The organism is Streptomyces sp. HSS9-12 (genome assembly GCF_054963655.1).
In genome coordinates, this window is record NZ_JBUEGC010000069.1 from 1 (window position 1) to 25,654 (window position 25,654).

Below are 25,654 nucleotides of genomic sequence, written 5' to 3' on the forward strand. Positions count from 1 at the left end.
AAAGGCCATCAGTATGCAGCCCATGGAGCGGGCGCCCTCGGTGCCGGAGGAACCGTAGATGAGAGTGCACACCGGGGCGCCGAGCGACAGGAAGCTGAAGGCGATGGGCACGATCGCCACCGCCGAGTTACGCAGCCCCTGGGAGATGTCGTCGCGCACCGCGCCCGTGTCCCCGTCCGCCGCGGCGCGGGACAGCCTCGGCAGCAGAGCCGCCATCACAGAGACGGTGACGATCGCCTGCGGCATGCCCCATATGAGCTGGGCATTGGAGTACGCGATGTACCCGGCACCATCGTGCCCCTGGTCATGAGCCAGATCACCCGCCCACGTAGAGAGCTGGGAGACGACGAGGACACCGGCCTGGTTGGCCAGCACGAACAGGACGGTCCACTTGGCCAGCTTGGCTGCCTTGCCCAGGCCGTGGCCCTTCCAGTCAAAGCGCAGCCGGAGCCGGAAACCCGTCTCGCGCAAGTACGGGATCATGGCCAGCGCTTGGACGACGAGACCCAGCAACGTACCGACCCCGAGGAGCCGGACACCTTCCCGCGGGATGGTCCGCACACCCAATCCTGAGGTCTCCGCCGTGCCATAGACCCAGATGAACATAATCAGCGTTGCGATGATGATGATGTTGTTCAGGACCGGAGTCCACATCATCGCGCCGAACTTTCCTCGCGCATTGAGAACCTGGCCAAGTACGACGTGCACGCCCATGAAGAAGATCGTGGGCAAGCAGTAGTGGATGAAGGCGATGGCCACCCCGTTGGCTGCCGGATTCTCGGCGAGCTTTACCGACATCAGCCGGACGAGCAGCGGTGCGGCCGTAACAGCCAGCACGGTCAGCGCGCCGAGGATCACCATCACCAGCGTCAGTAGCCGGTTCGCATAGGCCTCACCGCCGTCCTCATCCTCCTTCATCGCACGGACCAACTGGGGTACGAAGACGGAGTTGAGGCCGCCGCCGACAGTGAGAATGTAGATCATCGTCGGCAGTGTGATGGCCAGTTGAAAGGTGTCTCCCAGGGTCGCGGAGCCCAATGCCGCGACGATCAGTGCAGAGCGGACGAAGCCAGTGATGCGGGAGACCATCGTGCCCGCCGCCATCACCGCACTGGACTTCAGCAGGCTTGCTGCGCGGCTGCCCGACTTCTGAGCGTGCGCCGGGCCCTGCCCACCCGTGGTCTCAGCAGACGGTAGATCGCCGATCTGCTGATCGCTGAGGAGATGCGCGAAAGCCTCCCCGGCAGACGCTGCGCTGTGTGGGCCCTGGCCGCCACCACCGTCGTGCGGCGCGTTCATGGCTTCCTGCTTCCCTGTGTTTGGTCCACCGGCTGGGAGACGCCACCGATGCCCATTCTGCGGCTAGTTGGCAACGTCTACGGGGCCGGTGGCGAATGGTAGTCACCGGCCCCTCAACGCAGATTGACGGACGCCGATTCTCCTGGTTTGACGTGTCTCGTTGCCTCATATCACGTCTGGAGAATCGCTGCGGCGTCATTCAACTGACCTGGGAAAGGCAGTTGAATTTAGCACCAGTGGGTATGCCACTGACCGTCGTAGTACAGCTGCCGCCCATGCTTCATTGCCGTGGCGTTGCGGCTGCAGGTGGCCCGGCTGTAGCCGGCAGTGGTACGCGTGTTCCCGACGATGTCATCGGACCAGCCAGGTATCGCGCACTTCGTCACCGCGCGGACCTTTCGCCCGCACTTTGGCTTCTCGGTGTGTATCTGTGTGCTCCACTCGGTCCGGTCCGTCAGCGTGACCACGAAGCCGCAGGACGGATCCCTCGTGTCCGCTGTCGCGGTACCGGCCGTAATGGGCACTAACGCCGCCGCCAAGATGCTGAGCAATGCTCAGGACCTGTGGATCGGCCTCGGGTTGGACGTGGAGGGCGTACCTTCCCGAATGATCCTGTGATGGTCACCGAGTAGGCCCGCGTTCGCAGCGCGGGTCGGGAAGGCACGCCCGTGCTCAGCGTAGTGAACGCCGACGGTTCCACCGAGTCCGGCTCCCTGATCGACGAGATCGTCCGCGAGGGCGCCCGGCGGATGCTCGCCGCCGCGTTGGAGGCCGAAGTCAACCAGTACATAGCGGAGTTGGCCTCCGAGACGGATGAGGCCGGGCACCGCCTGGTGGTCCGCAACGGCCATCACCGGCCCCGCACCGTGACCACCGCCGCAGGTCCGGTCGAGGTCACGGCCCCGCGCGTGAACGACAAGAGGGTGGACGCGGCCACCGGAGAGCGGATGCGGTTCTCCTCGAAGATCCTGCCGCCGTGGTGCCGCAAGTCGCCCAAGGTCAGTGAGGTGCTGCCGCTGCTCTACCTGCACGGCCTGTCCTCAGGCGACTTCGTGCCCGCGCTGGGAGCAGTTCCTCGGCTCGGCGGCCGGCCTGTCGCCGGCCACCGTGACCAGGCTGACGAAGCAGTGGCAGGACGACCACGCCGCATTCCAGCAGCGCGACCTCGCCGAGTCCGACTACGTGTACGTGTGGGCGGACGGGGTGCACCCCAAGGTCCGGCTCGGGCAGGCGCACTCGTGCGTTCTGGTGCTGATGGGTGTGCGTCTGGACGGCACCAAGGAGCTGATCGCGCTGGCCGAGGGGCTGCGTGAGTCGGCAGAGTCGTGGGCCGACCTGCTGCGCGACTGCCGCAGGCGAGGCATGCGCGATCCCGAGCTGGTCGTCGGCGACGGCGCGATGGGTCTGTGGAAGGCCCTGGCGGAGGTGTTCCCGGCTGCCCGGCACCAGAGGTGCTGGGTCCACAAGGCCCGGAATATCACGAACGCCCTGCCGAAGTCCGCACAGCCGGGCGCGACCAAGGCGATGCAGGAGATCTACAACGCCGAGGACCGCGCGCACGCCGAGAAGGCGATCGAGGCGTTTGCGAAGACCTACGGCGCCAAGTTCCCCAAGGCCGTCGCGAAGATCACCAACGACCGGGAGGAGCTGCTGGCGTTCTACGACTTCCCCGCCGAGCACTGGATCCATTTGCGGACCACGAATCCGATCGAGTCGGCCTTCTCCACCGTCAAGCTCCGCACCAAGGTCACCCGCGGCGCCGGCAGCCCGGCCGCAGCCCTGGCGATGGTGTTCAAGCTCGTCGAGTCCGCCCAGGCCCGCTGGCGCGCAGTCACCGGAGCCCACCTCGTCGCCCTGGTCCGTGCGGGCGCCAAGTTCGAGAACGGCGTCCTGGTCGAGCGCGCAGAAGCCGCTGCTGCCTGATCACGAGTCACCCGAACCACAGCTCTTGACAATTGCTCCGGGCACGCTTACTGACAAGAGATGTTCCAGGTATCCTCGTTCCCCTTGTGCGAATACTTGGCATCTTCACGTCTCGGCTGCCGGATTACCTTCCTAACCTCGCCCTCACCGTACTGCAACCAGTATTGCCCCCGAGTGTCCTTATAGGTGAGTGATAGATGGCTATTCTCCAGCGGATATTTGAAGCTATACGTCTCCTTAGTGCACCCATCGATATATCCGAATTCTACATATTCGATCACTTCGGAGTCCGAGCCGGGAGACTTATGGACATTCAGGATTACTGAATTGAGTTCTCTTTGGTCACGATTGCGTACGGTGACTCTATCTACCTCGCCGTTGTCGTCCCGTCCGAAACTCCATGAGACCTTGGGGATCAATTCCTGCTCGGAAAGCTCATTCTGTTTCAGTGCGAGTCGGTTCTGTTCCTCTGCAATTTGGCTCTGCCGAATGTACGTGACTACGGACACAACAAGGGCCAGGACTGCGATCAAAGCGGCGCTGACCTGGGCGTAGTTGGCCCACTTGGTGGACCGATCATCGGCGCCACTAGCAGACGATGACCCGCCAGGTGTTTGGTTCTTCCGTTCCACGGTCCACCTCCGACCGTCTGCGCTGGCCTGTTAATATCAACGATCCATTCATTGGGGGAAAGACCTTCATCTGGGCACGGATGCTGCTGGTGCATTACTCCAGTACAAGGCGAGGACCGCGACTGCACATCCCCCAACCGAGACGCCACGTGGCATCCCCCGTTTGGCGGAGTCCGCCAGCGTGTATCAGTGGTAGGCCCGTCTTCTGGATCAAGGAGGACGACCGTTCTGATCAGCCTGACGGCGTTTACGCGACCACCGCACCTAGCGAAGCCGTCGATGCTCGCACCGTCGCGCCTGGCGTCTGGGGCGAGCTCACCGATCGCGCCTGGGGAGCGCCCCTCAGTAACAGTTTCCGCGTCCATCAAGGAACAGCCCCACACAACAGGTCGCACGCACAACTCTCCCGTCACTCACAGCAGTGGACAGCCGGAGGTTCAGTGAACAAGACGACGCAACAGAGCAAGGAGTCCTGGAGGTGTTCGGCGACTGGCTGAGCCTCCACGATGTGAGCGTCCCTGAGACCATTGGGTGGTCAGCCAGCGAGACGTTCACTCGATGGCTCTGGGTGCACTCCGGAGAGCTGGTGACCGCGAGCGCCGACGCGACGGCCAAGAAGGCCGAGATCCCCCCGGTGCGGCACTCCGGCTGAGTGTCTAACTGCGCTACAACCGTGGCGTACTACGGCGAACTACCAGGGACGTTCAGGGATCGTCGTCCCAGGTCAACGATGCACCGACTGCAGTCCGGACGAGTGCTCGAATTGCTTCGGGACGAAGAGGTCGTGGGTTCAAATCTCGCCACCCCGACTGAAGAAACACCAGGTCAGGCCCGGTTTCCTCGCAAGGGAAGCCGGGCCTGATGGGTTTCCTGGACCGCTTTGGGAGTGAGTTGGGAGTGGATCATGGAAGCTTGCTCCCCGACGAGGCGAAGCGGCAGTCCTCACTCTTGGGCTGGCCAGCATTGGCAGTGGCCAGGCCCACGGTCGACGAGCGATTCGCAATCTGGGGCATTCGCGGGCCCAGGGGCAGGGGCTGTTAATGGCGCGGCAGGTAACTCCGCCTGTTTTCGAAGCCGCCCATTCCGCCGCGCAGGGCGGTGTGAACTCTCAGGCAGATGGACGCCGTTCAGGTGTGCCTTCTGTCGGCCACCAAATTGAGCTCTCTACCGAACCCAGGGCCGCTCAGTTCCGTACCGAGCAACTCACAACGCGACCGCTTGTCCGCATGCCGGGGACCGAGCCAGAACTGCTGCCCGGCGCCCACTTCCATGTGCTGGGGTCAAGGGGTTGCAGGTTCAAATCCTGCCGTCCCGACGGTGCATGAAGCCCGCTGAGTTGGAGGAGAACTCCGCGGCCCGCACGACGGGCAGCAGGGCAGCTGGGCAGGCACCGGGGCCCGCGCCTGTGGGCCCCGGCCTGGAGAGCTAGATGCAAGGAGCGGCCGGCGATCGTGCTTCGGTCGTAGCCCCCGGCCCGGGGGCTACGACCCTCGCAGGGCCGACCAGAGTGACCGCCCCGCGGAGGGGCCATCGTCTTATTCGCCATCGCTTTATTCAGGGACGGCAGCTGCGCGCATCATGACGCAGTCGAACTCCACTACCCGTCCCGTCGAGGCCTCGCGCGTCACCGGATACATGCCCGTGATCTCGAACCCACTGCTCTCATACGTGGCGATGGCCTCGCCCATCTGAGGGCTCCCCTCATAGAGCCGCAGCACCGCAACCTCGGACTGCATCCCCACGAAGTCCTTGATCCGTTCCCCGGCGCCCGCGAACACCTCCAGGTCGTACCCCTGGGTGTCCATCTTCAGATAGGGCCGGGGAGCGGTTATGCCAGCCAGCGCCTTCTCCATCACGCCGTCCAGCCGACGGATCTCGATCTCCTCGGTGCGCGTCTTCGCGAACCGCCGATAGCGCTCCTTACCGTAGTCGCTTGGCGGAAGCAACGAGTTCATGGAGTTCCAGTCCACGTGGATGGACTGGACAGCGTCCTCACGCCCGAGACCGAAAGGATGCACCCACCATTCGGGATCATGCTCCGCGGCCCGCTGCAGCTTCGCGAAGGCCTCCGCGGTGGGTTCGAAGGAGACGATCCGGCCCGTGTAGCCGAGTTTGCGCAGGCGCTTCCCGTACTGCCCGGCATTGGCGCCCACGTCGAAGACGCAGTTCACCTCGTACTGCTCCAGCAGGGCGGCCACATGGTGGGTGCACAGATACGTGGCGGCCGCCAGCTGGAACGAACGTTCGTCGGCCGACGCCCTCTCGTCGAGAAGGAGGTGGGCTCCGGTGTCGCCGAGCCGCACGCTCGTCCACGCCCCGCTCGGGTCGGCACGACCGCGGGTGACCACCCACGTATCCGCCTCCACCCGCGTCACCCTATGCCGACCGCTGCGGCGGGTGACCAGATCGGCGTCCCGCCCAACGGGAACGCGCGTGCGCTTGCCGCGCCGGGAAAGCACCGCAGCGCCCGAGCCGAGATCGAGCACCTCCACACCGATTCGGGGAAGCACATTGAGCAGTCTTCTGTAAAGGGTTGGCATCAAGACAGCGTCGCAGACACCACGGCGCATCGGCTCCCCCTTACGGCCCAGTAACCGGTATCACCGAACGTGCCTTATCTCACCGTGGAGTTGACGGTGGTTGTACCAGTCGACCACTCGACGCTGGCGAGCTCGACGTGCGAGAGCGTCCTCCAAGGCCGCCTCCGCAAGCCGCCGGACCACGCCACAGGGCGCTCGATCGTCCAGCGGTGCCGGCTCAGCCGAAGACTCGATGCCCTTACGGGCGATCCGAGGCGTGGTGTTCCGGGAGCGAAGCCATTTGTGCAGGTAGTCGTAGCTCTAGGACTTTATTGGACGCTTAGGGTACAACCCGTAGGGTGGCACCCAATGGCTACTGAGAGCACCAAGACCACCGAAGCCACCGACCGCAACCCCGAGAGCGGGCAGAAGAAGATCCCGGATCCGGTACGGGCCCGGGAGCCCTCCCTCGACAAGGCCAGGGACGAGGAGGGAGTGGACACCCGCGCCTCCCACGCTGCGGATGACGACTTCCTGGATGCCCCTACCGACATCCCCCCAGCTGACGGTTTCGCGGCGGGTGCAGCCGCCGTCGTCAGCGCCGGATTGGGGCTCTGTTCCCTCACCGGCACCGCCCTCAGCGACATGCTGCGCTCACGCATGGAGCTGCTCGGCCAGATCGAGGCTGCCACCGGCCGTGGCGGCGGCCAGATCAATGCCTTGTACAGCACCCCCTGGCACACCGCGGCCCTCCTGAACGGCATCTTCGCCCTAGCCGCCGTCGTCATCGGCGGTGTGCTGGTGGCCGTACACGCGCGGCGGGCCGACACCCGGCCCTGGGTGAAGGCCGTCGCCTTGGGCGGCGTCGTTCTCGGCGCGATCGGGCTGCTCGTAGCGAGCGGTATGTACCTGGACCTCTTCGCAAGCGCGCCTGAGCTGCCAACTTCCCGAGGTACGGGCTGAGTACGTTGTTGTGGCCACTTGGATCTGCCGATTGGAGCAGGTAGCGCGGCCGACCAATATGCTCGATCACTCGGGGTGTCCTGACGCCGGATCAATGGCACGAGTATCCCCGTCTCTCGTACGAACCTCCGTACGGTCGGTAACGGAGCCGAGGCTCAACCAACGGCACGCTCCCGAGGCGTTGGGCGGATGCCTCCGTCCGCTCACCATCCTCTCGGATGGAGCGTTACCGGCTCGCGCTGTGGACGCTGACGGTTACGGCTGATCTGCAGCGCCCTTGGTTCTCTGTTCCGACCCCTTGTGGATCGCGTCACGTGATCCGTTACTCTTGGGTACAGCCCGATCGCTGGTGCATCCCCCGTCGCCAGCGGTCGGGCGCTTCCATGTCCTGCGGAGAGCATCAACAACCACACACCCCGGTGCGGCAAGAAACAGCCGGGCCGCGGATGTCCTCATGGCCGGTCGGCCTGCGAGGGTATCGGGTACGCACCACCATGGGAGGACGAGGGTTCTGCCGCAGCCCCACATCCAGCCACTCCTGCAGCATGAGCCGTTTGAGCATGATCCCCGGTCCGTAGCGGACGTACCAGCGTGCCGGTACCAATAGAGGCGTCCACGGTGGCGGCACCAGGTGCGTCTCAGAGGGTGGCGGACGCGTCGCAGCATGCCGCGACCGTACGAGCCCCTCCCGCCCGCGGCAAGGTCTCCCTGAGCTCGGGAGCCACGTTATTCGAAGAGGTCCGCGGGCTCGATGACGTGATCGTCCACGCTGATGACCCTGGGCAGTTCGTTGGCACTACTCGCGTTGCTCGTCACGTCGTTACCCCCTACTGCCTGGCGATTCTCGCAGGGATTTACTCACGGCTCGTCAGGTTGGGCCCCGGATGTGCTCCGCGTGCGCCGCGGAATGTGCCTGTGCGGCGGGAGCAGCGAAGCCGCCCAGCGCGGCTGCCGTAGCCAGCGGCGAAGAGTGCGCGTCTGCGCATCTGTCTCCCTCATTGAGTGAAGAGGAACCCGCCGGACAGACGACACGACGGGTGTGAAGCGTCGGCTTCAAACGCGTGCGGCACTCGCCGGAATCGGGGGTCCACCCTCAGGCACGCGAGGCGCGCAGCGAGTACATCAGGGGGACACGGGGCCGGTCGGCGGGAAAGCGGAAGGCGCCGTCGTCGCGGCGCTCCAGTGCGCCGAAGCGCTGAAAGAGCGTCAGGTCGTGCTCGTGCAGGAAATCGATGCGCAGCCCTGCCGCGGCCAGTGCCGAGACGACCTCGCCGATCGGGTGCTGCCACTCCACGCTGCGGTTACTGACCGTGGGCGCGTCGAAATCCGTGTACGTGCCGGGCGTCTCGTCGACCCACGCATCGCGGCTGAAGTAGTCGTAGACGACATGGGATCCGGTGCCGTTGTCGAGGATGTCCGTCAGCGGGTGGAATTCGGCAAGGTAGAGGAAGCCGCCCGGGGCGATGAGGGAGGCGGCGGTCTCCGCCCAGCGGTCGATGTCGGGCAGCCAGCACAGGGCGCCCACGCCCGTGTAGACGATGTCGTACGAGACATCGGGGACGGCCTCGGCCGCGTCGTAGACATCGGCGGCGACGAAGGCCGCCTGGTCCGGTGACAGCCCGATGTCGGCCGCGAGTTCGCGGGCGGCCTCGATGGCCGGCTCGGAGAAGTCGAGACCGACGACCTGGGCGGCGCCGCGCCGCGCCCAGGAGAGGGTGTCCAGCCCGATGTGGCACTGGAGGTGGAGAAGCGTACGCCCCGTGACGTCGCCGACCTCGTCGATCTCGAACGCGCGCAGGGAGTCCTTGCCCTGGCGGAAGGCGTCGAGGTCGTAGTAGTCGCTCGCGAGGTGGATCGGGACGCGCTCGTCCCAACGGGCGCGGTTGGCCTCGCGCCAGTCGTCGGGAACGCCGGACATGTACATGGGAGGCGACGTTATCCACAGGCACGCCCACCCGCCAGCGGCTTGTCGGCGATCCCCCGCACAATGGGGTCCATGACTGACGACACCACCGAGGCCACCGGCTCCAGCGGGTCCACCGACGCCGAGCCCATGCCGGACTGGGAGAAGCGCTTCAGGGCGCCGCGGGTCGGACTGCCCGACTGGGCGGAGGACGCCCCGGAGCGGTCACTGTTCGTGGCGAACACCACAGGGACCTACGAGCTGTACGCGTGGGACCGTGCGACCGGGAGCCAACGGCAGGTGACGGACCGGCCGAACGGCACGACGGACGGTGTGCTGTCCCCGGACGGCGAGTGGATCTGGTGGTTCAGCGACACCGACGGTGACGAGTTCGGGGTATGGCTGCGGCAGCCCTTCGGTGGTGGCGAGGACGAACCCGCCACACCGGGGCTGGAGCCCTCGTACCCGGCCGGACTGGCGCTGGGCCGGGACGGTACGGCGGTCGTCGGGCGGTCCACGGACGAGGAAGGGTCGACGATCCACGTCGTACGCCCCGGAGGCGAGCCCGTGGAGATCTACCGGCACCGCGAGTCGGCGGGCGTGGGCGGCCTGTCCCGCGACGGCTCGCTGATCGCGATCGAGCACACCGAACACGGCGACGCGATGCACGCGGCGCTGCGGGTGGTACGGCTCGACGGCACGACCGTGGCCGAGCTGGACGACACCAAGGGCGGGACCGTGGAGCTGGGCCTGAACTGCTGGGGTTTCTCCCCGGTGGACGGCGATGCCCGGCTGCTCGTGGGGCACCAGCGCAGCGGGCGCTGGGAGCCGATGATCTGGGATCCGCTGACGGGCGTGGAGACGGCCCTGGCCATCGAGCTGCCCGGTGACATCGGCGCGGACTGGTATCCGGACGGCTCGGCACTGCTGATCGAGCACAGCCACCAGGCGCGCAGCGAGCTGTGGCGGTACGAGCCGGCGACCGGGGAGCTGGTACGGCTCCAGACCCCGGCGGGGACGGTGTCCGGGGCCACGGCCCGGCCGGACGGCTCAGTGGAGTTCCTGTGGTCCTCCGCCGCGCTGCCGCCAGTGGTGCGATCGACAACCGGGCGGGCGGTTCTGGATCCGCCCGGGACGAAGGCACCCGCATCCGTACCGGTCACCGATGCCTGGGTGGAGGGCCCGGGCGGCCGGGTGCACGCCCTGGTGCAGAAGCCGGAGGGGGAGGGCCCGTTCCCGACGGTCTTCGACATACACGGCGGGCCGACCTGGCACGACTCCGACGCCTTCGCGGCGGGCCCGGCAGCCTGGGTGGACCACGGCTTCGCGGTGGTCCGCGTGAACTACCGCGGCTCCACCGGGTACGGCCGGGAATGGACCGACGCGCTCAAGCACCGGGTCGGGCTGATCGAGCTCGAGGACATCGCGGCGGTGCGTGAGTGGGCGGTCGCCTCCGGGCTCGCGGATCCGGAGCGGCTGGTGCTGGCGGGCGGCTCATGGGGCGGGTATCTGACGCTGCTTGGGCTCGGGACGCAGCCGGAGGCGTGGGCGCTGGGCCTGGCGGCGGTGCCGGTGGCGGACTACGTCACCGCGTACCACGACGAGATGGAGGCTCTGAAGTCCATGGACCGCACTCTGCTGGGCGGAACGCCCGAGGAGGTGCCGGAGCGGTACGAGGCGTCGTCGCCGTTGACGTATGCGGACCAGGTACGGGCGCCGGTCTACATCTCGGCGGGCGTGAACGATCCGCGCTGCCCGATCCGTCAGGTGGAGAACTACGTCCGGAGGCTGGAGGAGAGGGGGGTGCCACACGAGGTGTACCGGTACGACGCGGGGCACGGGTCGCTGGTGGTGGAGGAGCGGATCAAGCAGCTCCGGTTGGAGATCGACTTCGCGATGCGCTACTTGCCGGGGGCGGCGGGCTCCGCACCTGCTGCGGACTGAGTGTCCGCGGTCGGTTCCGTGTCCGCGGCCGGTTCCGTAGCCGCTTCGGGTCCGGGGCCGGCGGCCGGTTCCGTGTCCGCCGCGGGTTCCGTGCCCCCGGCGGGGCCGGTCGTCTGCTCGGGGAGGAGGCCCAAGGCCAGATCGCGCTGGACCTCCACCTCCCGGCGGTAGAGCCGGAACCACATGAAGACGACGAAGCCCGCGAACACGAACCACTCGCCGGTGTAGCCGAGGTTCTGGAAGGCCTTGAGATCCAGGCCGCTGCCCGGTGCGGCGGCCGGGGGCACGGGGCGCAGCGCGCCCGGTGCCTCGGGCAGGGTGATCCAGGCGTCGTACACCTGGTACGGCACCAGGTTGACCAGCGAGGCCGCGCTGATGATGCCGAGCTGTCCGTCGGGGAGCCCGCCATCCGCGTGCACGCCCTCGGTGCCCTGGTTCTCCGAGGCCTGCAGCGCACCGGTGACGGTGACCTTGCCGGCGGGCGGGGCGGGGACACCGGCGGTACGGGCGTGGCCGGGGAGCCAGCCGCGGACGACCGGCAGCGCGTCGCCCCCGTCCGTACGGAGCAGGGTCAGCACGTAGAAGCCACGCTTGTCACCCAACGTGCGGTCGGGCACGAGGAATTGGGCGTGGGCGTCGTAGCGGCCGGTCGCGGTGGCAAGCCGTCCCGACGTGTCCTTGGTGACCGGCAGCAGATCAGCCAGCGGCTCGGCGGCCTCCCGAGCGTGGGCGCGCTGGTCCTGCTGCTGCTCCTGATGGGTTGCGACGCGCGCCTCGAAGCGGCCGAGCTGCCAGCTGCCCATGAACAGGCAGAAGGGCACGCCGAGAGCGACGAAGAGGTTGATCCCCCACCATCGGGGAGTCAGCAGGAACCGGTACACACCCCCACGGTACGGGCCCCCAACGGGATGCCCCCCGCGGGGGTGGGGCTGCACCGGCGCGGAGCGCCGTGTCCGGCGCCGACCACCGGCGGGGGAGTCGCCCACACCACGTCCCGCGCCCACCCCTACAAGCTCGCCGAAACCGGTGGCGCTCGCCGTGGGGCCGTACTTCGCTCCGGGTCAATCCCCCGCCCCTTTTCCAGAGACGGTGTGCGGGAAAAGACGCCCCGGCCGCCGGCCAGCGCCGTGCCCCGCGCGGGTCAGCCGACAGGGCTGGGTCCGGTCAGGATGCTGCCAGGGCCCCGGTGCGGTAGATCGTGCCGCCGCAGGCGTGGCTGATCGTCGCGCCGGCGGCCTCCGGCGCGCCGGCCTGCGGGGTGTGGCTGAGCGCCACGCTCCCTTCCTGCTGTGCGCCCGACTCCTGCGCGGTCCCATCCGACGCCGGCTGCGATGCCGGGTCGCCCCCGCTGCCCGTGCTCCCCGAGCTGCCTGGGTCCGGCGAGGCCTCCTGCGTCGGACAGCCGCCGTTGCCCTCTTCGGCCGGAACCCACGCGTACCGGACCTCGTACGTCTCGCCGGGGCCGAGGATCACCTGCGACGGCTGCGTGGCGGGGTCGGGCAAACCGGTAGCCGCGTCACCCGTCGTGTGGTCGACGATCTGGATACGGGCCGCGTCGGCGCTGCCCTGTGCGCTGAAGGTCAGCTGCCCGCCGCCGCTGACCGTGCAGGCGCTGCTCGAGACGTTGACGACCCGGAACGCGCCGTAGACCGTGTTCGCGCCGTCGAGGGCGGCAGGCGATGCGGCGGCGCTGCCCAGCTGGTCACGCGTGCACTCGGGCGACGTGGCGGCCATGGTCCCGGACGGATTCACGCCGCCGGCTGTCGTACCGCCCGGCTCCTTGGACGCCCCGCCCTTCTTTCCGCCCTTGCCGTGCTGTCCGCCCTTGGTTGCCTTGTCGGACGGCTCTGTGCCGCCGTCCGCGCCCTGCTTCTCGTCACCGACCTGGCCCTGCGCCCCGCCCTGGACATCCTCGCTGTGACCGGCGATGGCCGGCCGGTCATTGGCGCCGCCGCTGTTGGTGACGTGGACGAGCGCCGGGACAGCTGTGCCGACGAGCAGCACCGCGGCCGCCGCACCGACGAGCGCCTGCCGCTTGCGGGCACGGCGGGCGGGGACCGCACGCCGCAGGTGGTCCAGGGAGTCGGGCGAGGGCTGAATGTCGTCGACGACTGTGTGCAGCAGCCGCCTGAGCGCCTCTTCGTCGATGCTCGGCCCGTCAGAGTCGCGCAGCCCGCCCAGGCCGTCGAGCCCGTTCGGACCGTCCGGCCCGTCCGGCCCGTGCTGTCGCTCCGGCCCGTGGTTGTTCTCGCTCATGCCGGGGCCTCCATGGCGACGCGGAGCGCCGCGATACCGCGCGAGCCGTACGCCTTGACCGAGCCGAGCGATATCCCGAGCGTTTCGGCGACCTGGGCCTCGGTCATATCGGCGAAGTAGCGCAGCACCAGGACCTCACGCTGCCGGCGTTGCAGTCCCCGCATCGCCTTGATCAATTGGTCGCGCTCCAGCTGCTCGTATGCCCCCTCCTCGGCACTGGCCATGTCAGGCATCGGCTTGGAGAGCAGCTTCAGCCCGAGGATGCGGCGGCGCAGCGCGGAACGGGACAGGTTGACGACCGTCTGCCGCAGATAGGCCAGGGTCTTCTCGGGGTCACGGACCCGGCGACGCGCCGAGTGCACACGGATGAACGCCTCCTGGACGACGTCCTCGCACGAGGCGGTGTCGTCCAGGAGCAGTGCCGCGAGTCCGAGCAGCGACCGGTAGTGGGCGCGATAGGTCTCAGTGAGGTGATCGACCGTTGTACCTGCGGCCATCGCGTCGTCAGAGCCCTCGCGCTGAGGCGATATCTGCGTCGGACGCGCGGCGGGGATAGGGGAGATCACCGGCATACCGCCGGTCGCACGCGGACCGAACGGACGCAAGATGCTTGCGCCACGCCCGGGCGCTGTTGCCATGCCGAGTACCTCTGCCACGCCTGTTGGACACGCTTCCCCCCGTCAGGGTTGTACGCGTGAGCCACCGCCATTGACGATGCTTCAAATGTTCCCATGCGTACCTTTTCTTCCCCAAATGCCCAATTTTTCATAGCGACTTTGAGAGACGGCAGCAAAGACGCTCCCCGCTCACTGCCGGTTGCAGTGAACGGGGAGCGAATAGTCGAACAGATCGACGCCCCAGTTCAAGCGACTTGGGCGCCGACGCGTTCACATATCCTTCACAGGTCCCGTAAAGCGGTCACCAAATGCCCTACGCGGCGGTGAGCTCCGCCGCGACGACCTCCGCGATCTGAGCGGTGTTGAGCGCGGCCCCCTTGCGGAGGTTGTCGCCGCACACGAACAGCTCGAGCGCGTTCGGGTCGTCCATCGAGCGGCGCACCCGCCCCACCCAGGTCGGGTCGGTGCCGACGACGTCGGCCGGCGTCGGGAACTCGCCCTCGGCCGGGTTGTCGCACAGCACCACACCCGGCGCGTTGGCGAGGATCTCGTGCGCCTTGGCGACCGTGACCTCGTTCTCGAACCGCGCGTGGACGGTCAGCGAGTGCGTGGTGATCACCGGAACGCGCACACAGGTAGCGGTGACCCGCAGGTCGGGCACCCCCAGGATCTTGCGGGACTCGTTGCGGACCTTGAGCTCCTCGGAGGTCCAGCCGTCGTCCTTGAGCGAGCCGGCGAACGGCACCACGTTGAAGGCGATCGGCGCCGGGTACGGGCCGAGCTCGCCGACGGCACGCCGTACGTCACCGGGCTGCGTGCCCAGCTCCGTACCGGCGACCTTGGTGATCTGCTCGCGGAGGGTGTCGACGCCTTCCTTGCCCGAGCCGGAGACGGCCTGGTACGAGGAGACGATCAGCTCCTGCAGACCCCACTCGGAGTGCAGTGCGCCCAGCGCGACGATCATCGACAGGGTCGTGCAGTTGGGGTTGGAGATGATGCCGCGCGGGCGGACGCGGGCCGCGTGCGCGTTCACCTCCGGCACCACCAGCGGCACATCCGGGTCCATCCGGAAGGCGCCGGAGTTGTCGACGGCGACCGCGCCCTTGGCGGCGGCGATCGGGGCCCACTGCGCCGAGACCTCGTCCGGGACATCGAACATCGCGACGTCGACGCCCTCGAACGCCTCCTCGCTCAGCGCGATGACCTCGACCTCCTCGCCGCGCACGGTGAGCTTGCGGCCGGCCGAGCGGGGCGAGGCGATGAGCCGGATCTCGCCCCAGATGTCGGCGCGCTCGGAGAGGATGCCGAGCATCACGGTGCCGACCGCGCCGGTCGCGCCGACGACGGCCAACGTGGGCTTCTTGGCGGCGGTCATCGGCCGGTACCTCCGTACACGACGGCTTCGTCGTTCTCGCTGTCCAGGCCGAAGGCGGTGTGCACCGCACGCACGGCCTCGTTGACGTCGTCCGCACGCGTCACGACAGAGATGCGGATCTCCGAGGTGGAGATAAGCTCGATGTTGACCCCGGCGCCCGACAGGGCCTCGAAGAAGCCCGCCGTAACGCCCGGATTGGTCTTCATGCCCGCGCCGACCAGCGAGATCTTGGCGATCTGGTCGTCGTAGCGCAGCGACTCGTAGCCGACGGCGCTCTTTGCCTTCTCCAGTGCCTCGATGGCCTTGGGGCCCTCGGTCTTGGGCAGGGTGAAGGAGATGTCGGTCAGTCCCGTGGACGCCGCCGACACGTTCTGCACGACCATGTCGATGTTGATGTCCGCGTCCGCGATCGCACGGAAGATCGTCGCGGCCTCGCCCGGCTTGTCGGGCACCCCGACGACCGTGACCTTGGCCTCGGACGTGTCGTGGGCAACCCCCGAGATGATCGCCTGCTCCATCGGCTGGTCCCCTTGCGGTTCGTTGCTGACCCACGTGCCCCGGAGGCCGGAGAACGACGACCGGACGTGGATCGGGATGTTGTAACGACGTGCGTACTCGACGCAGCGGTGCAGCAGCACCTTGGAGCCGGAGCTGGCCAGCTCCAGCATGTCCTCGAACGAGATCCAATCGATCTTGCGGGCCTTCTTCACCACCCGCGGATCGGCGGTGAACACACCGTCGACATCGGTGTAGATCTCGCAGACCTCGGCATCCAGCGCGGCAGCCAGGGCCACCGCTGTGGTGTCCGACCCGCCACGGCCCAGGGTGGTGATGTCCTTGCTGTCCTGCGACACACCCTGGAAGCCGGCCACGATGGCGATGTTGCCCTCGTCGACCGAGCTCCTGATCCGCCCCGGCGTGACATCGATGATGCGTGCTTTGTTGTGGACGGAGTCGGTGATGACTCCCGCCTGGCTGCCGGTGAACGACTGCGCCTCGTGACCGAGGTTTTTGATCGCCATCGCCAGCAGCGCCATGGAGATTCGCTCTCCGGCGGTCAGCAGCATGTCGAACTCACGCCCAGCAGGAATCGGAGATACCTGCTCGGCAAGCTCGATCAGCTCGTCCGTCGTGTCACCCATCGCCGAAACCACCACGACCACCTGATGGCCGTTCTTCTTGGCTTCCACGATCCGCTTGGCGACGCGCTTGATGCCCTCGGCATCCGCAACGGAGGAGCCGCCGTACTTCTGCACGACAAGGCCCACGTGCGCTCCTCGCAACTCTGTCTTCCGGGGGACCCCGAATCAGGATCCTTCGGTCGGCTCAGTTTAACGAGCAGGCGGAAACAACCAGCCCGATATCACATGGTGAGACACTTGACTCACCTCGTGATCATGCGAACTGCCCTGCCCGCTCGCGACCAACCCTGCCCCCATTGGCCCCGACCACACTGAAACGTAATTCAGGTCACATCTGCCGGGTCTGGGGCCATGTGCGCGGAAGGCTGCCGCGGGCACTCTCAGCGCCGGGCGGGACGCCCCGGACGCAGGCCCAGCGGGGCGGCGATCTCGGCGGCCATCACCCGGCCCGCCTCCTCCTCCAGCGACCCGTCGTCCGTACGTGCCGCCGTGTCCGTGTCCAGGCCGTCCAGCTCCTCGAGCGGGCTCTCCAGCCGGATGTGCGTCAGCAGCGACTGCAGCGCGCGGAGCGCGGCCGAGGCCGTCGCGCCCCAGTTGGAGAAGTACGAGAACTGCCACCACCACAGCGCCTCGGTGACCCGGCCCTCCTTGTAGTGCGCCATGCCGTGCCGCAGGTCGGTGATGATGTCGGCGAGATCATCGGAGATGCGGGAGGCGACGGGCGTGCTGCGGGGCACGTACGGGTCGAACACCTCGGAGTAGACGTCCGCCGGCTCCAGCAGGACCGCGAAGCGCTCGCGCAGGTCGTCGACGTCGTCATGCTCGGGGCCGACGTCGGGCTCGTAGCGCTCCTCCGGGACGAAGTCCTCATGCGCCCCCAGGCGGCCTCCGGCGAGGAGGAGCTGGGAGACCTCCAGCAGCAGATAGGGGATGGCGCTGCCGGGCTCGTCGCCCTTGGCCACTTCCGTGACGGCGACGATGAAGCTCTCGATCTGGTCGGCGATCTGTACGCCGAAGTCGTCCGGGTCCTGCTTGGCGTTGTGCAGCGTGGCGTCAGACATCGAGAAGTCGTCTCCCTTCGAAGGCACGGCCCAGCGTGACCTCGTCGGCGTACTCCAGGTCTCCCCCGACAGGGAGCCCGCTGGCCAGTCGCGTGACCTTCAGACCCATCGGCTTGATCATGCGCGCGAGGTACGTGGCCGTGGCCTCCCCCTCGAGGTTGGGGTCGGTGGCCAGGATCAGCTCGGTGACGGTGCCGTCGGCGAGCCGGGCCAGCAGCTCCCGGATGCGCAGATCGTCCGGGCCCACGCCCTCGATCGGGCTGATCGCCCCGCCGAGGACGTGATAGCGCCCGCGGAACTCGCGGGTCCGCTCGATTGCGACAACGTCCTTCGGCTCCTCGACGACGCAGATGACCGCCGGGTCGCGGCGCGGGTCCTGGCAGACCCGGCACTGCTCCTCCTGGGCAACGTTGCCGCAGACGCTGCAGAACCGGACCTTCTCCTTGACCTCGGTCAGTGCGTGGGCGAGCCGGCGGACGTCGGCCGGCTCGGCCTGGAGAATGTGGAAGGCGATCCGCTGCGCGCTCTTGGGACCGACGCCGGGCAGCCTGCCCAACTCGTCGATGAGGTCCTGGACCACGCCTTCGTACACGGAATGCCGTCTCCTTCTTCTTCCCTGCTACATACGCTAGTTGTTCGGTTCTAAGGGCAGGATCAGGAAATCCGGCTCGGGTCCGCGGGGCCATGTGCACCCGTGAGCCCACGGCCCACGGGTGCACAGCGCCATGGTCAGAACGGCATGCCCGGCATGCCTCCGAGGCCCTGGGCCAGCGGGCCGAGCTTCTGCTGCTGGAGCTCCTGCGCGGCGCTGTTCGCGTCACGGACCGCGGCGAGGATCAGATCCGCGAGGGTCTCCGTGTCCTCAGGATCCACGGCCTTCGGGTCGATGAACAGGCCCTGGAGGTCCCCGGTACCAGTCACCGTGGCCTTTACGAGCCCGCCGCCCGCGGAGCCCTCGACAGAGGTCGCAGCCAGTTCCTGCTGGGCCGCGGCGAGGTCCTGCTGCATCTTCTGGGCCTGCTGCAGCAGCTGCTGCATGTTGGGCTGCCCACCACCGGGAATCACGGCTTCGCTCCTGGCTTTCGACGACTTTTTTCGGTAGCCCGAGCCTACGTGGTCTCAGACCGCCGCGCTCCTGCGACGAGAGAACCACTGCCCAGCCTCGCTCGCTACGGGGGCCGCTCTCCGCGACCGGGTGCTTCGGGTGCCTGGCCCGCCTCGCGGCGACCGCCCAGATGAGGGCCGTACGGCGGCTCAGCGCGTGGATACGGGGCCGACGGCTCGGGCGCCGGGGCCGTGCGGGCGGGGGGCTACTCGTTGGTGAATTCCTCCATGACCGTCGCGCCCAGCTCCCGCACGATCAGGTCGTGGCCGCTCAGGGCCGTGTCGTCGAGGTCCGGGTCGTCCTCGGCCGGCATGTCGTCCTCGGGCGCGATGGCTTGCTCCGGCGCGCTGAAGGCCTGGGGAGGCTCCGGCGGGCGGTGCGCCGACGGCCCCGGCCGGGGCTGGGGGTCCGGAGCGGGGGACGGGGCAGGGCCGGGGGCCGGCGCCGAAGGCCGCGTCGCGGGCGGCGGTGTCTGCGCGGAGGGCGCCGGAGCCGACGCGGGCCGGCGCGGCCCGCCCGGCGGCATGCCGCCGCCCTGCGCTCCCGCACCGCCCGACGGATCGACGATCGCCTCGATCTTCCACTGCACACCCAGCGCATCGCTCAGCGCCTGCCGCAGTACGTCCTCGCTGCCGCCGCCCACGAAGCTGTCGCGCGCACCCGCGTTGGAGAAGCCCAGTTGCAAGGTGGTGCCGTCAAAGCCGGTGACCTGGGCGTTCTGGCTGAGCAGGATCCATGTGAAGCGGCGCCGGTTCTTCACCGCCTCCAGGATGTCCGGCCACATCTGGCGCACCTGAACGGCGCCCTGGGCCATCCCCGGCGCACCGCCCTGCGGCGCCGGGGCGGGCGGGGGCTGCTGCCCGTACGAACCGGGCCCGGCTGCCGGACCGGACGCCGATGCCGGTGCGGATGCCGATGCGGGCTGTGCGCCCTGTCCGGGTGCGGCCGCCGTGGGCCAGCCACCGGGCCGACGGCCCATGTCCGCGGACCCGCCCTGCTCAGGCGCACCCCCCTGCCGGCCCTGCGCGCCGGACGCCGCACCAGCGGTCGGCCAGGCACCCGGCCGTCGCTGCCCGCCATCGGGGGCGGCGGCGCCGGTCGGCGACGCGGGCGCCGGTCCGGTCGGCCAGGCGCCGGGGCGGCGGCCTTCGGCCTGCGCACCAGCGGCCGCGCCTGCCTCGCCGGCAGAACCGGCCGTCGACGGCCGGGCGCCCGGCGCCTGCCCGGCAGGCCGTGCGGGCGCCTCCGCGCCCCCCGGAGCCGCGCCCTCCGCAGCCGCGCCCTCCGCAGCCGCCGCGGGCGGACCCTGCGCAGGCGTGCCCGCCGCCGGGCCGCCGCTCCGCCCGGGGATCGCCGCGCGCGCCGCAGCGGGGCCGGAGGACCCGGAAGCCGCCGGGGCACCGGGCGCGGCATGGGCGTCCGGCCCGGGTACGTACCCCATCGACGGCCCGGCGCCCGCGCCTGTGAGACCACCGCCGAGCGACGCCCCGCGCTCCAGCCGGTCCAGCCTCGCCAGCACCGAACGCTCGTCGTCGAAGGCCGCCGGCAGCAGCACCCGGGCGCAGATCAGCTCCAGCTGCAGCCGCGGGGAGGTCGCCCCGCGCATCTCGGTCAGGCCCTCATTGACGAGGTCGGCCGCGCGGCTGAGCTCGGCCGCGCCGAAGACCGACGCCTGCGCCTGCATCCGCTCCACGACGTCCGCCGGGGCGTCGATCAGCCCCTTCTCCGCCGCGTCCGGCACCGCCGCCAGGATCACCAGGTCGCGCAGCCGCTCCAGCAGATCCGCGACGAAGCGCCGCGGATCGTGGCCGCCCTCGATGACCCGGTCCACGACCTCGAAGGCGGCGCCGCCGTCGCCCGCCGCGAAGGCGTCCACAACATCGTCGAGCAGCGCGCCGTCGGTGTAGCCGAGCAGGGCGGTGGCCATGGCGTATGTCACACCGTCCTCGCCCGCGCCGGCGAGCAGCTGGTCCATGACGGACATCGAGTCACGTACGGACCCGGCCCCGGCCCGTACGACCAGCGGCAGCACCCCGTCCTCGACGGGGATCGCCTCGCGCTCGCAGACCTCGCGCAGGTAGTCACGCAGCGTGCCGGGCGGCACCAGCCGGAAGGGATAGTGGTGCGTCCGCGAGCGGATGGTGCCGATGACCTTCTCGGGCTCGGTCGTCGCGAAGATGAACTTCAGATGCTCGGGCGGCTCCTCGACCACCTTCAGCAGAGCGTTGAAGCCCGCCGAGGTGACCATGTGCGCCTCGTCGATGATGTAGATCTTGTACCGGCTGCTCGCCGGGCCGAAGAACGCCTTCTCGCGCAGCTCACGGGCGTCGTCCACACCACCGTGGGAGGCCGCGTCGATCTCGATGACGTCGATGGACCCGGGGCCGTTGCGCGCCAGGTCCCGGCAGGACTGGCACTCGCCACAGGGGGTGGGGGTGGGGCCCTGCGCACAGTTCAGACAGCGGGCGAGGATGCGGGCGCTCGTCGTCTTGCCGCAGCCGCGCGGACCGCTGAAGAGGTACGCGTGGTTGACCCGGTTGTTCCGCAGCGCCTGCTGGAGCGGACCGGTCACATGCTCCTGCCCGATGACCTCGGCGAAGGTCTCGGGGCGGTAACGGCGGTAGAGCGCGAGGGACGACACGCATACGACGATATCGGGGCCCGCTGACAAGCGGCCCGGCCCGCGCTTCCGCCTCCTCGTACCCCGGCCGGACGCCGCGCCCGCCGCCGAACGAAAGGGCCCCTCACGCACCCGCCAGAGCTCACTTACCCTTGCTGCCTTCCGGCCCTGGGGGAGTTCGGTGAGATAGCGCCACGTGAGGGGCTGAGCCCCACCCTAGCGGATGGAACGCCCTGGGAACGAGTTCGCGAGCACTGCTTCGAGTCTTGTATTGTTTGCCGCGGAGGATTCGCCTAGTGGCCTAGGGCGCACGCTTGGAAAGCGTGTTGGGGGCAACCCCTCACGAGTTCGAATCTCGTATCCTCCGCACCGCCCACCAGGGCAAAACGACGGGCCCCGACCGATCATGGTCGGGGCCTTCGTCGTGCTTCATGTCGGTTTCCGTCTCATTCGGCGCTCCCCGTGGGCTTCTCAGTGGACCCTGGCGAGTTCCAGTAGCTCGTGGCGGTCGTGGGCGGCTTCCAGACAGCACAGAGCGGTGATCGCCAGCATCGCCAGGGTGACCGTCAGTGCCAGGGGGTGACTGCGCGGGGGCCCGGCGAGTGCCAGGTGGCCAGGCGCGGTTCGAGGCGCTCGGCCAGCGGACGGACGGCCGGCGCGGCCAGGGCCGGAAGCAGCAGCGGCAGACAGACGGCGAAGTGCATCCCGGGAGGGTGTCCTTACGGCCCTGACGGCCCGTTGGCAGATGCGGACGGACCCTCGTACGGCTCGGCGCCCAGCAGCCGGCGCAGTACCTGTTCGTCCTCCGGCGACAGGTCGTCGACGAAGCGGGTGAGGACGGTCGCGCGGTCCGGCTCGCGCTCCAGCGTCTGCCGCATGTGCCGCGCGGCGAGGCCCGGTTGGTCGGTGACGGGGGCGTAGGCATGGGCCCGCCCGCGCGCCGTGCGCTGCAGCACGCCCTTCTGGCGCAGCCGGGCGAGGGTCGTCACCACCGTGCTGTACGTCAGACCGGCGCCGAGGCGTTCCACCACCTCCGCCGCCGTCAGCGCCCCGGATGCGGCCTGGAGGATCGCGAGGATCTCGCGTTCCAGTGCGCCGTTGGCCCGCCGTCGGGCATGCGGCTCACCCGGAGCGGACGCATCCGCAGCCATGGTTTGGCCTCCTCCCCGCATGTCATCTACAGTCGCTAAAACTTCTACGCGCGAGTAGAAGAAACTGCTGTCGTCGAGTGTGCCACACCGCACACCCGCCTTCCCGTAGCCCGCGGGTCAGGCGCGATCTCCGCACAGGAATGGGTGCCATGAGCGCGATCAGTGTCGGTCAGGCCGTAGTGCTCGGCGTGGTGGAGGGAGTGACGGAGTTCCTGCCGATCTCTTCCACCGGCCACCTCAAGATCACCGAGGGTCTGATGGATATCCCGGTGAACGACAAGGGCGTGGTCGCCTTCACCGCTGTGATCCAGGTAGGGGCCATCGCCGCGGTGCTCGTCTACTTCTTCAAGGACATCGTGCGGATCGTCTCCGCCTGGTTCCGCGGTCTGCTCAACCGCGAGGAGCGGTACCACCACGACTACAAGTTCGCCTGGTGGGTGATCTACGCCACCATTCCGATCGTCGCCGTCGGCCTGGCGGCCAAGCCGCTGATCGAGGGCCCGCTGGCGTCGCTGTGGGTGGTCGCCGGATCGCTGATCGTCGGCAGCGGTGTGATGTGGGCGGCGGACCAGATGGGCCGGCACAAGCGGGGCGAGGACGACACCAGCTTCAAGGACGCGATGCTCGTCGGCTCCTCACAGATCCTGGCGCTGCTCTTCCCCGGCTTCTCGCGCTCGGGCGCGACGATGTCCACCGCGCTCATCCTGGACCTGGACCGGGTCGCGGCCACCCGCCTCTCCTTCTTCCTGGGCATTCCGGCGCTGACCGGCGCGGGCCTGTACGAGCTGAAGGACGCGCTCGGCGCCGGCGTTGACCCGCTGCCGGTCCTCGTCGGCACGGTGGTGTCCTTCGTGGTCGCGTACGCGTCGATCGCCTGGCTGCTGAAGTTCGTGGCGAAGCACTCCTTCAACGCCTTCGTGATCTACCGGATCCTCGTCGGCCTGCTGCTCTTCGGTCTGCTCGGCACCGGCGTGCTCAACGCCTGATCGCCGTACTCAGCCCTACTCAGTGCCTGACGGCGGTGCCGACCGTGAACCCGATGACGGCGCCGCCGCCCGGCCGGTTCCGGGGGGACGAGACCGTCTACGTCTCCCAGGTCAACCCGCGCCACCCGGCCGCCTGGTTCAGCGCACCGCGGCCCCGCGGCATCAGCCTGCTCTCCGCGCCCGTCGTGGCCGTGACCGACTCCACTCTGGTGCTCAGGACCGTGCCGGCACTGCTGTCCGCGACAGCGCTCTACGCGGCCTTCAGGGTCTGGCCGCCGCGAGACACGGCACCGCCAGTCGCTCAACAAAGTCCCGGAAGTCACGGTCCAACCGCTGTGCTGCGGGCCTGGAGCAGCGCCTGATGCTGCGGGCCTGGAGCAGCGCCTGACGCCGTACGACCGCTCGTCGGGCGGTTGCGCGCCGAGGCCGACAAGCTGCTCCGCACCCGCGCGGGGGCGGCCGCGGCCACCCTGTGCGCCTTGACCGGTCGTTCGCGATCGACGTGCCGAAGGACGACCGCGCCCTCGACACCGACATCTGGATCCACCAGGGCCACCGGGGCCCTCGAACGGCCCGTTTCCACCGATGAGTTGCAGCGCCGACGGACCACCTGGCCGGCCATGACCGGGTGTTCGAGGAGGCGACCCGTCCCGCTGCCGCCCGGCTGTACACCCTGCCGATCGGCGCTCACCGCCCCGCTGCTGATGGCCTCCCGTCCTTTGACACCAACAGCGAAGTGATCGCGAACGCTGTCGGCACCTGCGCGTACGACCTCAGCTCGCTGAGCGAGCCGGTCACGAGCGTGCCCACCAAGGGCGACACGGGCAGCGGCGGCGGGCTGCACGACCACCACGACGACCCGTCACCGAGTAGCCAAGGGCCCCGTAACCGGATCATCGTGACCCGGTCTTCCGCAGGCGCTGAGCGCTCCGCTCAGCGCCTGCGGCGCGCCCGGCGGCCCCCTACCCGCGGAAGGGACAGTTCCGTTCAGCCATCGCTCCTGCTTTGCAGGGGCTTGTGACCTTTGCACTCGTGCGCCATGGCTGCGCCCGGAGCGTGTGGACCGGTAGGCTTTCCGTGTGATCTTCAAGCGCATCGGAAACGGGCGGCCGTACCCCGACCACGGCCGGACCAGCACTCGCGAGTGGGCGGACGTCGCCCCCCGCCCGGTACGCCTCGACCAGTTGGTCACGACCAAGGGCCAGTTGGACCTCGAGACCCTCCTCGCCGAGGACTCGACGTTCTACGGGGACCTCTTCGCCCATGTCGTGAAATGGCAGGGCGACCTCTATCTGGAGGACGGGCTGCACCGCGCGGTGCGAGCGGCCCTTCAGCAGCGCCAGGTGCTGCACGCGCGCGTCCTCGAACTGGACTGACCCGCTCCGCCCCTCCGCAAACCGCCCTCACGGCCGTGTTGAGCCTTTCGGGTTGGCCCACTCACTCATACTGATCATTTAGTAGGCAGAGTTGCCAACCCGCCATTACGCTGCGCCTATGAGCATGCTGACTCCCCCCGGCATGGGCGGCCAGTACCGCATCACGGGTAACCGCTACCCGCGCATGCGGCGCCCTCGCAACCGCCGTCGCATCGTGCTCGCCATGGTCGGTACGGTCGCTGCGCTCGGTCTGGTCGGGTGGGGGACGCTGCAGCTCGTCGATGTCTTCATGGGCGGCAGCAGCAAGGCGAGCGCGGCCGGCACGAAGGCCGCGTGTCAGAAGCCGAGCCGCTCGACGGCGCCTGCCAAGCCCCTGCCGAAGCCGGGCGAGATCACCGTCAACGTCTACAACGCGACGCAGCGCAGCGGCCTGGCCAAGAAGACCGCCGACGAGCTGAAGAAGCGCGGCTTCAAGATCGGCAAGGTGGGCAACGCCCCGGCCCAGTACGACAAGAAGGTCAAGGGCAGCGGGATACTGCTGGGCGGGCCGACCGGCACCGAAGAGCGTTTCAAGGTGCTGGGCACCCAGGTCACCGGAGCCTCGACGGAGGCGGACAAGCGCACCGGCAAGGACGTCGACCTGATCATCGGCGACGGCTTCAAGAACCTGGCCGAGAAGAAGGACGCCGACCAGGCGCTGGTCGCACTGACCAACCCCTCGCCGACGCCGTCGAACTCCGGACAGTGCCTCTCCGGGTGACCCGTACGAGCCCGTTGCGGAC

General features: G+C 68.7%; 24 protein-coding genes, 1 tRNA gene, 1 other RNA gene and 2 pseudogenes. 11 read left to right on the forward strand and 17 right to left on the reverse strand.

Translation table 11 applies throughout. From position 1 onward, the window contains the following. Positions 1-1,299 (reverse strand): murein biosynthesis integral membrane protein MurJ (murJ, locus tag ACY34J_RS26555; RefSeq protein ID WP_462729184.1); only part of this gene is annotated, 1,299 nt, incomplete at its 3' end. A gap of 459 nt (positions 1,300-1,758) precedes the next feature. Here murJ and ACY34J_RS26560 point away from each other — a divergent pair. Continuing rightward, positions 1,759-1,917 (forward strand): hypothetical protein, encoded by a 159-nt coding sequence (locus ACY34J_RS26560; RefSeq protein WP_462761981.1) that lies wholly within the window; start codon positions 1,759-1,761, stop codon positions 1,915-1,917. Between the two features lie 50 nt (positions 1,918-1,967). Continuing rightward, positions 1,968-3,222, forward strand: a pseudogene (locus ACY34J_RS26565) (IS256 family transposase). Between the two features lie 47 nt (positions 3,223-3,269). Here ACY34J_RS26565 and ACY34J_RS26570 read toward each other — a convergent pair. Continuing rightward, complete coding sequence (locus ACY34J_RS26570) at positions 3,270-3,854, reverse strand: hypothetical protein (protein ID WP_462729185.1); 585 nt, start codon at positions 3,852-3,854, stop codon at positions 3,270-3,272. 80 nt (positions 3,855-3,934) lie between these two features. On the opposite strand from ACY34J_RS26570, the gene ACY34J_RS26575 reads away from it, so the two are divergent. Further along, positions 3,935-4,351: a DUF6009 family protein gene (locus tag ACY34J_RS26575; RefSeq protein ID WP_462761982.1), complete on the forward strand. Its 417-nt coding sequence runs from the start codon at positions 3,935-3,937 to the stop codon at positions 4,349-4,351. Continuing rightward, on the forward strand, positions 4,333-4,506 hold the full coding sequence (locus ACY34J_RS26580) for a hypothetical protein (protein WP_462729182.1): 174 nt from the start codon (positions 4,333-4,335) through the stop codon (positions 4,504-4,506). The genes ACY34J_RS26575 and ACY34J_RS26580 overlap by 19 nt, the downstream gene beginning before the upstream one ends. An 898-nt stretch (positions 4,507-5,404) precedes the next feature. Here the strand turns inward: ACY34J_RS26580 and ACY34J_RS26585 are convergent. Together ACY34J_RS26585 and ACY34J_RS26590 are read right to left on the reverse strand one after the other, a co-directional pair. After that, positions 5,405-6,394 carry an FkbM family methyltransferase gene (locus ACY34J_RS26585; protein WP_462729181.1) on the reverse strand — a complete coding sequence of 330 codons (990 nt, stop codon included), beginning with the start codon at positions 6,392-6,394 and terminating at the stop codon, positions 5,405-5,407. Between the two features lie 149 nt (positions 6,395-6,543). Continuing rightward, a pseudogene (locus ACY34J_RS26590) lies at positions 6,544-6,667 on the reverse strand (IS5/IS1182 family transposase); the annotation flags it as partial. Positions 6,668-6,742: 75 nt separating this feature from the next. On the opposite strand from ACY34J_RS26590, the gene ACY34J_RS26595 reads away from it, so the two are divergent. Beyond that, positions 6,743-7,336, forward strand: coding sequence for a hypothetical protein (locus ACY34J_RS26595; RefSeq protein WP_462729180.1), 594 nt, complete (start codon positions 6,743-6,745; stop codon positions 7,334-7,336). A 1,093-nt stretch (positions 7,337-8,429) separates the two neighbouring features. Here ACY34J_RS26595 and ACY34J_RS26600 read toward each other — a convergent pair. Then, entirely contained in the window at positions 8,430-9,260 is an 831-nt protein-coding gene (locus ACY34J_RS26600) for a class I SAM-dependent methyltransferase (RefSeq protein WP_462729179.1), read from the reverse strand. Between the two features lie 72 nt (positions 9,261-9,332). Between ACY34J_RS26600 and ACY34J_RS26605 the strand changes: the two genes are divergently transcribed. After that, positions 9,333-11,183: a S9 family peptidase gene (locus tag ACY34J_RS26605; RefSeq protein ID WP_462729178.1), complete on the forward strand. Its 1,851-nt coding sequence runs from the start codon at positions 9,333-9,335 to the stop codon at positions 11,181-11,183. Here ACY34J_RS26605 and ACY34J_RS26610 read toward each other — a convergent pair. The 10 genes from ACY34J_RS26610 to ffs all read right to left on the reverse strand — a co-directional run bounded on the left by ACY34J_RS26610 (position 11,141) and on the right by ffs (position 21,567). Beyond that, positions 11,141-12,064: an SURF1 family protein gene (locus ACY34J_RS26610; protein WP_462729177.1), complete on the reverse strand. Its 924-nt coding sequence runs from the start codon at positions 12,062-12,064 to the stop codon at positions 11,141-11,143. The genes ACY34J_RS26605 and ACY34J_RS26610 overlap by 43 nt on opposite strands. Before the next feature lie 283 nt (positions 12,065-12,347). Beyond that, complete coding sequence (locus ACY34J_RS26615) at positions 12,348-13,439, reverse strand: hypothetical protein (RefSeq protein ID WP_462729176.1); 1,092 nt, start codon at positions 13,437-13,439, stop codon at positions 12,348-12,350. Further along, positions 13,436-14,077 carry a SigE family RNA polymerase sigma factor gene (locus ACY34J_RS26620; protein WP_462729175.1) on the reverse strand — a complete coding sequence of 214 codons (642 nt, stop codon included), beginning with the start codon at positions 14,075-14,077 and terminating at the stop codon, positions 13,436-13,438. The genes ACY34J_RS26615 and ACY34J_RS26620 overlap by 4 nt, the downstream gene beginning before the upstream one ends. A gap of 292 nt (positions 14,078-14,369) precedes the next feature. Beyond that, positions 14,370-15,431: an aspartate-semialdehyde dehydrogenase gene (locus tag ACY34J_RS26625; protein ID WP_462729174.1), complete on the reverse strand. Its 1,062-nt coding sequence runs from the start codon at positions 15,429-15,431 to the stop codon at positions 14,370-14,372. Beyond that, positions 15,428-16,699: an aspartate kinase gene (locus tag ACY34J_RS26630; RefSeq protein WP_462729173.1), complete on the reverse strand. Its 1,272-nt coding sequence runs from the start codon at positions 16,697-16,699 to the stop codon at positions 15,428-15,430. The genes ACY34J_RS26625 and ACY34J_RS26630 overlap by 4 nt, the downstream gene beginning before the upstream one ends. Before the next feature lie 254 nt (positions 16,700-16,953). Next, positions 16,954-17,634: a DUF5063 domain-containing protein gene (locus ACY34J_RS26635; protein ID WP_462729172.1), complete on the reverse strand. Its 681-nt coding sequence runs from the start codon at positions 17,632-17,634 to the stop codon at positions 16,954-16,956. After that, positions 17,627-18,226 carry a recombination mediator RecR gene (gene recR / locus ACY34J_RS26640; protein ID WP_462729171.1) on the reverse strand — a complete coding sequence of 200 codons (600 nt, stop codon included), beginning with the start codon at positions 18,224-18,226 and terminating at the stop codon, positions 17,627-17,629. Before recR ends, ACY34J_RS26635 begins: the two co-directional genes overlap by 8 nt. A 137-nt stretch (positions 18,227-18,363) precedes the next feature. After that, positions 18,364-18,699: a YbaB/EbfC family nucleoid-associated protein gene (locus ACY34J_RS26645; protein ID WP_462729170.1), complete on the reverse strand. Its 336-nt coding sequence runs from the start codon at positions 18,697-18,699 to the stop codon at positions 18,364-18,366. Positions 18,700-18,944: 245 nt separating this feature from the next. Continuing rightward, positions 18,945-21,380 carry a DNA polymerase III subunit gamma and tau gene (locus ACY34J_RS26650; RefSeq protein WP_462729169.1) on the reverse strand — a complete coding sequence of 812 codons (2,436 nt, stop codon included), beginning with the start codon at positions 21,378-21,380 and terminating at the stop codon, positions 18,945-18,947. Between the two features lie 92 nt (positions 21,381-21,472). Next, an RNA gene (ffs, locus tag ACY34J_RS26655) (signal recognition particle sRNA small type) lies at positions 21,473-21,567 on the reverse strand. Between the two features lie 74 nt (positions 21,568-21,641). Between ffs and ACY34J_RS26660 the strand changes: the two genes are divergently transcribed. Next, positions 21,642-21,726 (forward strand) — tRNA-Ser (locus tag ACY34J_RS26660). 199 nt (positions 21,727-21,925) lie between these two features. Here ACY34J_RS26660 and ACY34J_RS26665 read toward each other — a convergent pair. Further along, entirely contained in the window at positions 21,926-22,063 is a 138-nt protein-coding gene (locus ACY34J_RS26665; protein WP_462729168.1) for a hypothetical protein, read from the reverse strand. Positions 22,064-22,078: 15 nt separating this feature from the next. Further along, entirely contained in the window at positions 22,079-22,510 is a 432-nt protein-coding gene (locus ACY34J_RS26670) for a BlaI/MecI/CopY family transcriptional regulator (RefSeq protein ID WP_462729167.1), read from the reverse strand. A 149-nt stretch (positions 22,511-22,659) separates the two neighbouring features. Between ACY34J_RS26670 and ACY34J_RS26675 the strand changes: the two genes are divergently transcribed. From ACY34J_RS26675 to ACY34J_RS26690, 4 genes are all read left to right on the forward strand, one after another. Continuing rightward, positions 22,660-23,496: an undecaprenyl-diphosphate phosphatase gene (locus ACY34J_RS26675; RefSeq protein ID WP_462729166.1), complete on the forward strand. Its 837-nt coding sequence runs from the start codon at positions 22,660-22,662 to the stop codon at positions 23,494-23,496. A gap of 53 nt (positions 23,497-23,549) precedes the next feature. Next, on the forward strand, positions 23,550-23,858 hold the full coding sequence (locus tag ACY34J_RS26680) for a hypothetical protein (RefSeq protein WP_462729165.1): 309 nt from the start codon (positions 23,550-23,552) through the stop codon (positions 23,856-23,858). 717 nt (positions 23,859-24,575) lie between these two features. Then, a complete protein-coding gene (locus ACY34J_RS26685) occupies positions 24,576-24,872 on the forward strand; it encodes a type II toxin-antitoxin system VapB family antitoxin (RefSeq protein ID WP_462729164.1) in 297 nt (98 codons plus the stop codon). A 118-nt stretch (positions 24,873-24,990) separates the two neighbouring features. Continuing rightward, positions 24,991-25,632 (forward strand): LytR C-terminal domain-containing protein, encoded by a 642-nt coding sequence (locus ACY34J_RS26690; RefSeq protein ID WP_462729163.1) that lies wholly within the window; start codon positions 24,991-24,993, stop codon positions 25,630-25,632. The last annotated feature ends 22 nt before the right edge of the window (positions 25,633-25,654 follow it).